Source organism: Streptomyces sp. NBC_00457, assembly GCF_036014015.1.
Classification (GTDB): domain Bacteria; phylum Actinomycetota; class Actinomycetes; order Streptomycetales; family Streptomycetaceae; genus Streptomyces.
In genome coordinates this window covers 10,029,632-10,042,674 of record NZ_CP107905.1, presented here as the reverse complement: position 1 = coordinate 10,042,674, position 13,043 = coordinate 10,029,632, and the positions used below count along the sequence as shown (strand labels likewise).

Below are 13,043 nucleotides of genomic sequence, written 5' to 3'. Positions count from 1 at the left end.
TGAGCCGTGACCACCCTGCCGCTGATCCCGCCCATGCTCGCCACGCCGGGCACCCTGCCGCCCGCCGCCCAGGACGCGCGCTGGGCCTACGAGACCAAGCAGGACGGGCAGCGTGTGGTGGTCTATCTCGCCGGGGACGGCAGCGTGGTGCTGCGCGCGCGGTCCGGGGAGGAGATCACCGGCGCCTACCCCGAACTGCGGCCACTGGGCGGGGCGCTCGGCGTCACGCCGGCGGTGCTGGACGGGGAGATCCTGGCGCTGGACGACAACGGCCGGGCCGACTTCCAGCTGCTCCAGTCCCGGATGGGCCTGGCCCACGCGCCCGCCCGAGCGGCCCGTCTCGCCGCTCGCAGCCCGGTCCATCTCGTGCTGTTCGACGTGATGCACCTGGGAGGGCGCTCCTTGCTGCCTCTCTCTTATGCCCGGCGGCGCGGGGAGTTGGAGGCGCTGGGATTGGAGGGGCCGTTCTGGTCGACGCCCGCCGCGCTGGTCGGCCATGGCGAGCGGGCCCTGCGGGCCACGCGCGAGCACGGCCTGGAGGGGCTGGTCTGCAAGCGGCTCGACTCGGTGTACGAGCCCGGGGTGCGCTCCCGGTTCTGGATCAAGATCCGGAACATGCGCAGCGCGGACGTCGTCGTCGGCGGCTGGGTGCCCGGCAAGGGCCGGCTCCTGGCCCCGGGCCTGCCCGGCGCCGTCCTGGTCGGCCAGCGGGCCGCGGGCCGGCTGCGTTACGTCGGCAATGTGGGCACGGGCTGGAGCGAGCCCGAGCGGGAGGAGCTCGCCGGGCTGCTGCGGGCCGCCGCATCGGACGTCTGCCCCTTCGACCCGGTTCCGCAGGTGGCCGGCGCCCGCTGGGTCCGGCCCCGGCTGGTCGGCGAGGTCCGCTACAGCACCCGCACCAGGGCGGGGCTGCTGCGCCAGCCGTCCTGGCTCCGGCTCAGGCCGGATCTCACACCGGAGGAGTCGGCGGCGGACCTACCGGACGATCCTGTGTGACACGGCGTCACCTCTTCCCGTCTATTGGGCTGCGCTTCACCACTGGGACGCCTGTGACCTCTTGGCCGGAAGGGAGGAGTCCGGGATGCTGAACTCCCCATTCCCCCACAGCCGTTGGGCTGCGCCCGAACCAAGAGGAGGACGCAGTGTCGTCGAAGAAGTCCGCCATACACCGCCGGAGATGGCTCACCGGCCTGGGCGGTGCCGTCGCTCTCGTCGTCGCCATCCCCACCACCGCTTTCGCGGCTCCCCCCACATCGCTGCCCGCCAACGCGGAGTCGGCCGAGCAGACGTATCAGCCCGCGTTCGACTACGACACGGACGGCTGCTACTCCACTCCGGCCATCGGCCCGGACGGCACCCTCAACGGCGGGCTGAACCCGACCGGTGCCCTGAACGGCAGCTGCCGGGACGCCTCGGACCTGAACAACACCAACGGGTACTCGCGCTACAAGTGCAACAACGGCTGGTGCGCCTACATGTACGGCCTGTACTTCGAGAAGGACCAGGCCGTCGCGGGCAGCAGCATCGGCGGGCACCGGCACGACTGGGAGCACGTCGTGGTGTGGGTGCAGAACAACGCGGTGCAGTACGTGTCGACCTCGAACCACGGCTCGTTCACCGTCAGCGCCGCCTCATCGGTGCGCTTCGACGGCACGCACGCGAAGATCGTCTACCACAAGGACGGCATCAGCACGCACTGCTTCCGCCTGGCGAACTCGAACGACGAGCCGCCGGAGAACCACGAGGGCACCTGGCAGTACCCGCCGCTGGTCGGCTGGAACGGCTACCCCTCGGGCGTCCGCGACAAGCTCGTCGCGGCCAACTGGGGCAGCGCCAACTTCGGCCTGAAGGACGGCAGCTTCAACTCCCACCTGGCCTCGGCCAAGCCGTCCGGAATCTCGTTCGACCCCAACGCCTGATCCCGGCACCGTTCATCGGCCCGCTCGTTCTCCAGGCTCCCGGAGCCACCCCGGCTCCGGGAGTCCGGGAGGACGGCACATGGCGGTCGACGAGCAGCAGCGGATCTCACGGCGGCGATTCCTGGCCGCGCTGGGAACGGCCGGTTCCGGCGCCGTCCCCGTGCGTGCGCGGGCCGCGGCCGTGGGGAACGGATACACCATGCCCTCCCTCGCCTTCGAAGACCCGGCCACCCAGCGGCGGCTCGGCGCCCTGTACGCACAGGCGCTGAAGGACCTCGCCGGCGCGCACACCGTCCCCGCCGACCCGTCGGTGTACGACAGGGCCGGACTGCTCAGCTACCCGCCCGGCACCGTCGTACGGGCCGGTGGCGGCTATCCCGCACCGCAGCGGTGGACCCGGGACGCGGCCGTCAACGCGTGGCACGCGGTGAGCCTGCTGGCGCCGGACGTCGGCCGCAACACACTGTGGTCGGTCGTCGAGCGCGGCCCGGGCGGGCTGATCGTCCAGCAGGACAACCAGTGGTGGGACCAGATCGTGTGGGTCCCGGCCGCCTGGCACCACTACCTCGTCACCGGCGACCGGGCCTTCCTCGCCAAGGCGTACGAGACATCCGTCAACACCCTCGCCGCGCGCCGGATTCGTGACTTCGACGCCTCCCACGGCCTGTTCCGCGGACCCGGCTTCATGAACGACGGAATCTCCGGTTACCCGGACCCGCCCGCCTCGGACCGCGTCCGCTCCTCGTTCGTCCTCGACCATCCGGGCACCGACCGGCTGATGTGCCTGTCGACCAACTGCCTCTACTACGGCGCCCAGTCGGCCCTGGCCGCCATGGCGGACGTACTCGGAAAACCGGATCGGGCGGCGTCCTCGCGTGCGGACGCCGCACAGCTGCGCCGGGCCGTCGACCGGCATCTGTGGCGGCCCGAGGCCGGGACGTACGCCTACCTCCTCCATGGCGACGGGCGGACGGACACGTCGCAGGAGGGCGCCGGGCTCGCGCTGGCCCTTGAGCTCGGGGTCGCGGACCGCGACCAGGCCCGTCAGGTCCTGGACACCACCCACTGGCAGCCGCACGGCATCGTCAACGTCTGGCCGCACTTCCCCCGTTTCGACGGCACCAGGCCCGGGCGGCACAACGTCATGGTCTGGCCGATGGTGCACGGCCTGTACGGACAGGCCGCCGCCGGCGCGGGCCGCGCCGATCTGTTCGGACGCGCGGTGGATCAGCTCGCCGGCCTCTTCTCCGGCTCCGGTTTCTACGAGTTGTACGACTCCGTGAGCGGTGCCGTCGACGGCGGCTGGCAAGCCGGCGGGAGCGGACGCGCCGAGCACTTCGTGTCGCAGCCCGATCAGACCTGGTCGGCGACGGCGTATCTGCGGCTGCTGCACGAGGGCCTGTTCGGGCTGACGTTCACCGAGAACGCGCTTCGGCTGCGCCCCTGTCTGCCCGAGGGGTGGGGTCCGGTGAGCCTGCGCGGGCTGCGCTACCGGGGCATGACGCTCGACATCGCCCTCACCGGGTCCGGCAGCCGGGTGCGGTCCTGCACGGTCGACGGACGCGGCGGCCAACCCGTGGTGGCAGCGGACGGGACGGGGCATCACACGGTCGAGTTCGCGCTCGAGCCCGGCGAGCTGCCCTCATGACAGTGGACGATCAAGCCGCCGCACCCAATGATGGACGCATGGATCTTCACGAAAGGCTCCCCTCGGCGATCGACACCAAGTCGCTTCTCGGTCTGTCCGAGGGCCGTCACGGGCGCGCCACCCGGCCGTTGGGCACGCGAGAGATCGCCGGCCACCTGGTGAAGTCGTACGCCATCGAGGCGCCCGGCCGCACGGTGACCGAGCGGGACGCCGGAACCGCGCTGCGGATCGCCGAAGGCCACCTGGCGCTGGGCCGGTTGCGGGGATCGCTGGGACTCGCCGTGCTGATCGTGCACGCGGGCGGCGACGGGGACTACGTGCTGGTCCACACATGGATCGAGGGATGCATGTCCGATCTCGCCGTGTTCGCAGGACCGGTGGGGCAGCCCGAGTCGCTGCGGCCGGGGCGGGCCGGACTGACCCCGTGCGTCTGGGAGGCGGCCGTGCTGTCGTACGAACGGGACGTCTACGCGCGGCGCGTCCTCGACGGCACGGGGACGGTCGCGGACCGTCTCACCGCCTGGAGCGCGGACACCGTCCAGGGCGACCTGCGGTGACTGCGCGCGTCCGACCCGCCGAGCCTGCCGATCTGCCGCGCGTGGCCGAACTCGCCGCCCAGCACGCGGCCTACGAACGCGCCACGCCACCCGCCCCCGACCTCGCCGCACGCCTCGCGGGGCTCCTCTTCGGCACCCCGGCACCGCGCCTGCGCTGCCTGGTGGCCGAACTGCCCGGCGGCGAACTGGTCGGCTACGCCACCTGTGCGCCCGAGATCTCCACCTGGGAGGGGAGCGAGTACCTCCACATGGACTGCCTCTTCCTCGCCCCGGGCCATCGCGGCCTCGGCCTCGGTCCCCTGCTGATGGACGCGGTGGTCGACGAGGCCCGGCAGCTGGGCATCACCGAGGTCCAGTGGCAGACGCCCGCGTGGAACGAAGGTGCGGTCCGCTTCTACGACCGGTTGGGCGCCCGGGCGAAGGAGAAACTCCGGTACACCCTCCGGGTCGCCGACTGACGGAGGTCGAGCCGATCGCGACCGGCGGATCACGCGGAGGGTCTATCGTGTCCGCATGCCCGTGCCCGATCTGATTCGTATCGTCTCCCGGGACTCGCCGATGGCGCTCGCCCAAGTGGAGCGTGTCCGCGCCGAGTTGACCGCCCTCCATCCCGGGGTGCGCACCGAGGTCGTGCCGGTGAAGACGACCGGCGACAAGTGGCTCGGCGATCTGTCGCAGGTCGAGGGCAAGGGGGCGTTCACCAAGGAGGTCGACGCCGCGCTGCTGGCCGGCGAGGCCGATCTCGCCGTGCACTGCGTCAAGGACGTGCCCGCCGACCGCCCCCTCCCGGCCGGCACGGTGTTCGCGGCGTTCCTGAAGCGGGACGACATCCGTGACGCCCTCGTCCATCCCGGCGGCCTCACCCTGGACGAGCTGCCCGCCGGCACCCGGATCGGCACCTCCTCGGTGCGCCGGGTCGCCCAACTGGCCGCCACCCACCCGCACCTGCAGTGCGTGCCGTTCCGCGGCAACGCCAACCGGCGGCTGGCGAAACTGGCGGCCGGTGACGCGGACGCCCTGCTGCTCGCGGTCGCCGGGCTGGAACGCATCGACCGCCCCGACGTGATCAGCGAGGTGCTCTCCCCCGAGGTCATGATGCCGCCGATCGGCGCGGGCGTTCTCGCCCTGCAGTGCCGGGAGGGCGACACGGAGGTCATCGACGCGGTCAGCGCCCTCGGTCATCCGGACACGCATCGGGAGGCCACCGCGGAGCGGATGTTCCTGCACGTGCTGCAAGGGCACTGCAACAGCCCGATCGCCGGATATGCCCAGGTCGACCGGAGTGGCGAACTGTCCCTGCGGGCCTGTGTGTTCACGCCCGACGGCAAGACCCGCCTCAACGCCCACGAATGGGCCGGGCGGCTCGACCCCGCCACCCTCGGCACGTCGGTCGCGGTGGCCCTGCTGCGTCAGGGTGCCCGCGAGATCATCGACGGCATCCCGCACTGACGCTCAGGCGGTTCCCTCTTCCGCCTGCTCCCGCAGGAAGTTGCTGACCTGGTGCGCCAGGCTCTCCCGCCCGGACGCCGTGTGCGCACCGGCCTGTCCCTCGTCGAGGCCGACGCCGCCCGCCCACAGCCTGCGGTCGGTCCACTCCTCGTCGACCCGCAGCTGGACCTGGACGTCGACCTGGCTCAGGGCGGCTTCGGGGCCCGCCGCGAACAGCACGGCGGTGGCGCGGCGCAGCGGGTAGACGTCGAAGCCCTCGATGAACTGCGAGTTGCGCCAGTCGATGAACGCGCTCTCGCCGTCGGGGCCGACCCGCACGTCGATCTGCCCGTCTTCCAGGTGGATCCCGAAGTGCCGCTCGCCGCGGTTCTCGACGGTCACCCGGACGGTGAAGTACGTCAGCCCTTCGGCGGCGTCATCACGTCCGCGCGGCGGCTCGGCCGCCCGGAGCTGGTGGACGCGGACACGCAGACCGGCCTGCTCCTCGTACTCCTGCCAGTCCCCGACCACGTTCGGCTCGTACACGGTGCACCTCTTCGACCTCAGAGAGCTGCTTCCTATCTGTGCGCTCAGCGCACTGTCAAATGAGCGGAATGGGCTGTGGCCAGCGATTTCGCCCCCTAGATCACTGATCAAGCGCTGCGCAGGAAGAATCCGCTTCCGGAGCGTGCGGCCGCCCTCTCGGGCGTGCCGCACATCACGTCCGCGGGCTAGATCAGCGGGCGAGCCGGCCGAGGAGTGCGGAGGCCGCGGTGATGCCGAGTGCGGCGGCCACGACGAGCACCGCGAAGTCGGTCGCCAGGTGTGCGTCGGTGTCGAGGAGGAGGCCGCGCAGGGCGTCGACCTGATAGCTCAGCGGGTTGACCTTGCTGACCGCCTGGAGCCAGCCCGGCATGACGGACAGGGGGTACAGGGCGTTGGAGCCGAAGAACAGCGGCATCGTGATCGCCTGCCCGATTCCCATCAGCCGGTCGCGGCTCAGCACGATCCCCGCGATGGTCATCGACAGGCAGGAGAAGAAGGCCGATCCGAGGACGACGACCGCCGCGACGCCGAGCAGCCGCAGCGGGTTCCAGGTCAGGGCCACGCCGAGCACGGCGGCGATGGCGATCACGACGACGGCCTGGATCAGCGACTTCACTCCGGCCGCGAACGCCTTCCCGGTGATCAGCGCGGCCCGCGGGGTCGGGGTGACCAGGAGCTTGTTGAGGACCCCGGCGTCGCGTTCCCAGATGATCTGGATGCCGTAGAAGATGGCGATGAACATCGCGGACTGGGCGATGATGCCGGGCGCCAGGTAGTCGATGTAGGGGATGCCCTCGGTGGGGATCGCCTTGAGCCTGGTGAAGGTCTGGCCGAAGATCAGCAGCCACAGGGTGGGTTGGACCGCGCGGGTGTAGAGCTCGGTGCGGTCGTGGCGCAGCTTCTGCAGTTCGACGGCGCACATCGCCACGACCCGGGCGGGCAGCAGGCGCCAGCCCGCGCGGGGCTCCGGGGTCTTCAGCAGCAGCCCGAACGCGGGGTCAGCCGACCCTGCGTGCGGTGCGGCGGGTGCTTCGGACATCGCGGAATCCTCCTGACTGGTCGTCGAGGCCGCTGCCGGCGATGTCCCGGAAGACGTCCTCCAGGGTGGGCAGCGTGTCCGTGCCGCGGCGGGCGGCGAGCCCCTGGCGCAGTTCCGCCGGGGTGCCGAGGGCGCGGATGCGGCCGTGGTGCATCAGGCCGACCCGGTCGCAGTACTGGTCGGCCTCGTCCATGTAGTGGGTGGTCACGAGCACCGTCATGCCGGTGGCCGCGCGGACGGCGTTGATGTGGTCCCACACGTCAGTCCGCGCGATGGGGTCGAGGCCGATGGTCGGCTCGTCGAGGATCAGCAGCCGGGGCGCGCTGACCAGGGCCTGCGCGAGTTCGAGTCGCCTGACCATGCCGCCGGAGTACGTCCCGGCCAGCCGGTCGGCGGCGTCGGTGAGGCCGACCGCGGCCAGGGCCTGCCGGACCCGCTCGGCGCGTTCGCGGCGCGCCACGTCGAAGACGCGGGCGAACAGGGCGACGTTCTCCCGGCCGGTGAGTCCGGCGTCGGCGGACAGCTGCTGCGGGACGTAGCCCAGCAGCCGTCGTACGGCCATACGGTCCTTCGCGGCGTCGTGCCCGAAGACGCGGACCATGCCGGCGGGGACCGGCAGGAGGGTGGTCATGCAGCGGATCGCCGTGGTCTTCCCGGCGCCGTTGGGGCCGAGCAGCCCGAAGCATTCGCCCTCCAGGACGGCCAGGTCGAGTCCGTCCACGGCGTTCGTGTCGCCGAAGGTGTAGGCGAGCCCGGTGCAGGAGACGGCGGCTTGCGGTTCGGCCGATGCGTCCGGGGTCATGACTCCTCGGCCTCCTCGTGCAGCTGGACGGCGAGGGTGCGCAGGGCCGGGATCGCCGCCCGGAGCGCCGCGCGGTCCGCCTCGTCGAGCCGGGCCACCTGCTGTCGTACGAGGTCCGCGCGACGGGTGCGCCATGCGCGCAGCCGGGTCCGCGCCGCGGGGGTGGGCACCAGGCGCGCGGCCCGGCGGTCGGCCGGGTCCGTCTCGCGGATCAGATAGCCCTCCGTCGCCAGCCGGTTGACCAGCGTCGACACCGAGTTGCTCGCCAGATACAGGTCTTTGGCCGCGTCCGAGATGCCGATGCCGGGGCGGGTCACGACCAGGCGCAGGAGTTCCACTTCGGCTCCGCGCAGCTGCGGTGCGGCCATCTCACGGCGCAGCCGGCGCCGGATCAGCCGCTGCACCCCGACGAGCGCGTCGGCCAGCTCTTCCGGGAAGGTCTCGTCGTCCATGCGGTCGAGATTAGCTCTGTAGCAGAGGTAATTGCTTCTCCCTTGCCTCAAGGACAGGTCAAGAGTCGATATGGACCGAATTGTTTGGATTCCCCCAAGTGGGGGAATCCACCTTTCAGTGCTTCGGACCGGAGGCACGTCCGTGGAGGCCGGGATGGGTCCCCGGTGCCTTTCGTTCCGGTCCGAGCCCGCGCCTCCCGTGGTGACTGTCCATCCAGCACACCTGCCAAGGGAGGTGCGCACGATGCGTAGCGCCGGCGGAACGACGCAGCATCCGCATGATGACGCCCCCGACACAGCGGCCGCGTTCGAACGGCTGTCGCAGCTGCCCGAGGGGCCGGCGCGCAGGGCACTGAGGGACGAGTTGGTCGAGGCCTGGCTGCCCATGGCGGAGCGGATCGCCGTCCGCTTCAAGGGGCGCGGCGAGTCCCTGGAGGACCTCTACCAGGTGGCCGCCCTGGGCCTGGTCAAGGCCGTCGACCACTACGACCCGTCGCGTGGCCGGGCCTTCGAGGCGTATGCCGTGCCGACCGTGACCGGGGAGATCAAGCGGCACTTCCGCGACCACATGTGGACGCTGCATGTGCCGCGCCGCGTGCAGGACCTACGCAATCGGGTCCGCCGTGCGGCGAAGGAGCTGGCCCACACGACTCCGGGGCGCGCCCCGACCGTCGCGGAGATCGCCGAGTACGCGCAGCTCAGTGAGGACGAGGTACGGACCGGCATGGAGGCCCTTGAGTGCTTCACCGCGCTGTCGCTGGACGCGGAGATGCCCGGCACGGACGGGTACGCGCTGGCGGACGGGCTCGGTGGGCCGGATCCGTCGTACGACGTCGTCGTCGACCGGGTGGCCGCCGGGCCCGTGCTGAGGGCGCTGCCCGAGCGTGAGCGGACCATCCTCTATCTGCGGTTCTTCGGCGGTATGACGCAGAGCCGCATCGCCCAGCAGCTCGGGATCTCGCAGATGCATGTCTCACGGCTGCTCAGCGGCTGCTGCGCCCGGCTGCACGAGGAACTCCTCGTCGAGGCCCGCTGACCGTGGCCGCGGGCCTCGACGCACACCGTTCCCGGCTCACCGCTCCGGCGGTGCGCCGGGAATCTCCGTGGGGCCGTAGCGGTCCAGACCCTCTTCCAGTTCCACCCTGATCTCCAGCGGCATGACGCCGCTGCGGCCCCAGATCAGAATGAGTTCCGCGACATTGCGCAGTTTGATGTTCGTGTGCTGCGAGATGTCCTTGAGGATCTTCCACCCCTCGCCCGGAGTCACCCGGCCGAGCGCGACGATCATGCCGATCGCCTGGTCCACGACAGCATGCGAGGCGACCGCTTCCTTGAGTTGATCGACCTCTTCCTGCAGCTCGAAGATCCGCTCCGAGCCCCCGTCGGTGGGCATGAGCACCTCCGGTCGGTTGCGCCGATCTGCCGTTTCCGACTCTACGCCTGGGTACTCGGCAGGCGCCCGGAACGGTTCCGGTTGGACACTGGGACGACCACCGGTGGGGCTGCCGGTCGAGGAGACCAGGACGCGACTGCGATGAACAAAGACACGACACTCTCCCGTGGGGCGACGGACGTCGTCTCCACCCACTCCGTGTTCGGCGCACCCTGCTGGGTGAGCCTGACCAGCCGCGATCTCGAGGCCACCGAATCGTTCTACGCGGCGGTGCTGGGCTGGCGCTGGCGCACGGCGAAGCTCGGCGACCGCTTCCGGATCGCTCTGGCAGGCGGCACACCGGTCGCCGGGATCGCCGGGATCGCCACGATGTGGCAGATGGCCGTGGCGTGGACGCCCTACTTCGCCGTGCCCAGCGCGGACGAGGCCGTGGCCCGCGCGCAGGAGCGCGGCGGCACGGCGGCGGTGGGCCCGATCTCCTTCCCGCCGGGGCGTGCGGCGCTGCTGGCCGACCGGGACGGCGCCACCTTCGGGATCTGGGAGGGCGAGCTGGTGGGCAACTGGGAGACCTGGCGCCGCTCGGCGCCGACCTTCATCCGGCTGCACACCCGCGACGCCTTCGACTCCGCCATCTTCTACGGCGAGATCCTCGACTGGGCCACCGACCGGCCAGGCTCCGTCGAGGTCCACTACGAGGGCGGCGAGGTCGTCCTGCGCAGCGGTGGCGATGTCGTGGCCCGCATCGAGTCGGGGGCGCTGGGGTCGGCCCCGGACCCCACGATCCGGCCGCACTGGCAGGTCCACTTCGCGGTCACGGACGTCGCGGCCTGCGCCCGGGCCGCGGAGCTGAACGGCGGCAGCGTGCTGTCGGAGAACGCCGAGGAGGCCGTGCTGCGCGACGCCGACGGCGCCCAGTTCACGGTGACCTCGCAGCGGGCCCGCTGACGCGCCAGGGCCTGTCCGGCGGATCAGGCCGGCTGCAAGAAACGGCACCTCCTCAGTGCAGGTGAGCGGGGGCGATGGGGGCACCTCCCGCGCGAGGTTGTTCGAGCGTGGGGGAGTCGGCAACCGACGACAACGCCGCAGATGGGCGTGCCAGACCCCGCGACGCCAGCATGATCCGCCGGACAGGCCCTGGTCCTCAGCCTGCCGAGCGGGAGGGTCGTGACAGCAGGACCAGGCTGCGGGCCTCGACGGTCATGCCGGTGCCCGCCTTGTGCTCGGACTCGTCGGGGGCGCCCGGGTCGGCGGTGTCGATCAGAGTCGTCCAGCGCTCGCCGTAGGTGACGTCCGGGAGCTGGAAGTCGACCGGCTCCCAGTAGCTGTTGAGCAGCAGCAGGAACGAGTCGTCCACGACGGGCCGGCCGCACGGGTCGGGTTCGGCGATGGCGTCTCCGTTGAGGAACACACCGACGCAGTGCGCGTCGGAGCGCCGCCAGTCCGCGTCCGTCATCGCCTGCGCGTCCGGCAGCAGCCACACCAGGTCGGGCACCGGCTGGCCGGCGTGGGTGGCGGTCTGGCCGCGGAAGAACCGGCGGCGGCGCAGTACGGGGTGGGCGGCGCGCAGACCGATGACGTACCGGGTGAAGTCCAGCAGGTCCCGCTGCTCCTCGGTCAACCGCCAGTCGATCCAGGAGACTTCGTTGTCCTGGCAGTAGGCGTTGTTGTTGCCGCGCTGGGTGCGGCCCAGTTCGTCGCCGTGGCACAGCATCGGGATGCCCTGGGACAGCAGCAGCGTGGCCAGGAAGTTCCGCTGCTGGCGGGCGCGCAGTTCCCGCACGGCCGGGGCGCGTGTCTCGCCCTCGACACCGCAGTTCCAGGACCGGTTGGTGCTCTCGCCGTCGCGGTTGCCCTCGCCGTTGGCCTCGTTGTGCTTGTCGTTGTACGACACGAGGTCGCGCAGCGTGAACCCGTCATGTGCGGTCACGAAGTTGACGCTGGCGCGCGGCCGGCGCCTGCTGTGCTGATACAGGTCGGACGAGCCGGTCAGCCGTGAGGCGAACTCGCCCAGCGTGTGTTCCCCACCGCGCCAGAAGTCCCGTACGGCATCGCGGTACTTGCCGTTCCACTCCGACCACAGCGGCGGGAAGTTGCCGACCTGGTAGCCGCCCTCCCCCACGTCCCAGGGCTCGGCGATCAGCTTGACGCGGCTGATCACCGGGTCCTGCTGGATCAGGTCGAAGAACGCCGACAGCCGGTCCACCTCGTGGAACTGCCGGGCCAGCGTGGCCGCGAGGTCGAAGCGGAAGCCGTCGACGTGCATCTCCGTGACCCAGTACCGCAGCGAGTCCATGATCAGCTGCAGCACGTAGGGGTGCCGCATCAGCAGGCTGTTGCCGGTGCCGGTGGTGTCGTAGTAGTGGGTCCAGTCGCCGTCCACCAGGCGGTAGTACGAGGCGTTGTCGATGCCGCGGAAGGAGAGGGTGGGGCCCTTCTCGTTGCCCTCGGCTGTGTGGTTGTAGACGACGTCCAGGATCACTTCGAGCCCGGCCGCGTGCAGCGCCTTCACCATCGCCTTGAACTCGGTGACCTGCTGGCCGCGGGTGCCGTGGGCGGCGTAGGCGTTGTGCGGGGCGAAGAAGCCGATGGTGTTGTAGCCCCAGTAGTTCGACAGGCCGCGGTCGCTGAGCACGCCGTCCTGCACGAACTGGTGCACCGGCATCAGCTCCACGGCGGTCACGCCGAGGGAGGTGAGGTGCTCGACTATCGCGGGATGGGCGAGCCCGGCGTAGGTGCCGCGCAGGTCGGGGGGCACGTCGGGGTGGGTGCGGGTGAGGCCCCGGACATGGGCCTCGTAGATCACGGTGTCGGCGTACGGCCGCTGGGGCGGGCGGTCGTCGCCCCAGTCGAAGGCCGGGTCGGTCACCACGCCGAGCATGGTGTGTCCGGCGCTGTCGGCCGGGGAGGGTCCGTTCGGCGCCCGCTCGAAGAGGGAGGCGTGGTTGTCGACCTGTCCGTCCACCGCCCTGGTGTACGGGTCGAGGAGCAGCTTCTTCGGATTGCACCGGTGGCCCGCGGCGGGGGCCCACGGGCCGTGCACCCGGTAGCCGTAGCGCTGGCCGGGGCCGACGCCGGGGAGATAGCCGTGCCAGACGAAGCCGTCGACCTCGGCGAGCGGGACCTTCCGGTGGGTGCCGTCGTCGTCGACCAGGATCAGCTCGACGCGTTCGGCGACTTCGCTGAAGAGCGCGAAGTTGGTGCCCTTCCCGTCGAAGGCGGCACCCAACGGGTAGGGGTGCCCGCTCCACGCGGGCACCCC

General features: G+C 71.2%; 14 protein-coding genes. 8 read left to right on the top strand and 6 right to left on the bottom strand.

The window, feature by feature from the left end:
* The first annotated feature begins 33 nt into the window (after positions 1–33).
* The 6 genes from OG828_RS45795 to hemC all read left to right on the top strand — a co-directional run bounded on the left by OG828_RS45795 (position 34) and on the right by hemC (position 5,573).
* On the top strand, positions 34–996 hold the full coding sequence (locus OG828_RS45795) for an ATP-dependent DNA ligase (protein ID WP_328505052.1): 963 nt from the start codon (positions 34–36) through the stop codon (positions 994–996).
* 146 nt (positions 997–1,142) lie between these two features.
* Complete coding sequence (locus tag OG828_RS45790; RefSeq protein WP_328504491.1) at positions 1,143–1,919, top strand: NPP1 family protein; 777 nt, start codon at positions 1,143–1,145, stop codon at positions 1,917–1,919.
* Positions 1,920–1,998: 79 nt separating this feature from the next.
* Entirely contained in the window at positions 1,999–3,567 is a 1,569-nt protein-coding gene (locus tag OG828_RS45785; protein WP_328504490.1) for an MGH1-like glycoside hydrolase domain-containing protein, read from the top strand.
* 38 nt (positions 3,568–3,605) lie between these two features.
* A complete protein-coding gene (locus OG828_RS45780) occupies positions 3,606–4,124 on the top strand; it encodes a hypothetical protein (protein ID WP_328504489.1) in 519 nt (172 codons plus the stop codon).
* A complete protein-coding gene (locus OG828_RS45775; protein ID WP_328504488.1) occupies positions 4,121–4,582 on the top strand; it encodes a GNAT family N-acetyltransferase in 462 nt (153 codons plus the stop codon). Before OG828_RS45780 ends, OG828_RS45775 begins: the two co-directional genes overlap by 4 nt.
* Before the next feature lie 55 nt (positions 4,583–4,637).
* Complete coding sequence (gene hemC, locus OG828_RS45770) at positions 4,638–5,573, top strand: hydroxymethylbilane synthase (protein ID WP_328504487.1); 936 nt, start codon at positions 4,638–4,640, stop codon at positions 5,571–5,573.
* 3 nt (positions 5,574–5,576) lie between these two features.
* On the opposite strand, the gene OG828_RS45765 is transcribed toward hemC, so the two are convergent.
* The 4 genes from OG828_RS45765 to OG828_RS45750 form a co-directional block, all read right to left on the bottom strand.
* Positions 5,577–6,098 (bottom strand): hypothetical protein, encoded by a 522-nt coding sequence (locus OG828_RS45765; protein WP_328370786.1) that lies wholly within the window; start codon positions 6,096–6,098, stop codon positions 5,577–5,579.
* A 190-nt stretch (positions 6,099–6,288) separates the two neighbouring features.
* Positions 6,289–7,137 (bottom strand): ABC transporter permease, encoded by an 849-nt coding sequence (locus OG828_RS45760; RefSeq protein ID WP_328504486.1) that lies wholly within the window; start codon positions 7,135–7,137, stop codon positions 6,289–6,291.
* Positions 7,097–7,939, bottom strand: a complete 843-nt coding sequence (locus OG828_RS45755) for an ABC transporter ATP-binding protein (protein ID WP_328504485.1) — start codon at positions 7,937–7,939, stop codon at positions 7,097–7,099. The genes OG828_RS45760 and OG828_RS45755 overlap by 41 nt, the downstream gene beginning before the upstream one ends.
* The gene (locus OG828_RS45750) at positions 7,936–8,391 is read right to left on the bottom strand and encodes a MarR family winged helix-turn-helix transcriptional regulator (protein ID WP_328441998.1); all 456 of its coding nucleotides are present in this window, start codon (positions 8,389–8,391) and stop codon (positions 7,936–7,938) included. The genes OG828_RS45755 and OG828_RS45750 overlap by 4 nt, the downstream gene beginning before the upstream one ends.
* Before the next feature lie 244 nt (positions 8,392–8,635).
* Between OG828_RS45750 and OG828_RS45745 the strand changes: the two genes are divergently transcribed.
* Positions 8,636–9,427, top strand: a complete 792-nt coding sequence (locus OG828_RS45745) for an RNA polymerase sigma factor SigF (protein WP_328370775.1) — start codon at positions 8,636–8,638, stop codon at positions 9,425–9,427.
* Positions 9,428–9,463: 36 nt separating this feature from the next.
* Here the strand turns inward: OG828_RS45745 and OG828_RS45740 are convergent, their stop codons facing one another.
* Positions 9,464–9,784, bottom strand: a complete 321-nt coding sequence (locus OG828_RS45740; protein WP_328370772.1) for an ANTAR domain-containing protein — start codon at positions 9,782–9,784, stop codon at positions 9,464–9,466.
* A gap of 141 nt (positions 9,785–9,925) precedes the next feature.
* Here OG828_RS45740 and OG828_RS45735 point away from each other — a divergent pair, with 141 nt between their 5' ends.
* Positions 9,926–10,729: a VOC family protein gene (locus tag OG828_RS45735; RefSeq protein WP_328370769.1), complete on the top strand. Its 804-nt coding sequence runs from the start codon at positions 9,926–9,928 to the stop codon at positions 10,727–10,729.
* A gap of 196 nt (positions 10,730–10,925) precedes the next feature.
* Here OG828_RS45735 and glgX read toward each other — a convergent pair whose 3' ends face one another.
* Positions 10,926–13,040, bottom strand: coding sequence for a glycogen debranching protein GlgX (gene glgX / locus OG828_RS45730; RefSeq protein WP_443060315.1), 2,115 nt, complete (start codon positions 13,038–13,040; stop codon positions 10,926–10,928).
* Positions 13,041–13,043 lie beyond the last annotated feature (3 nt).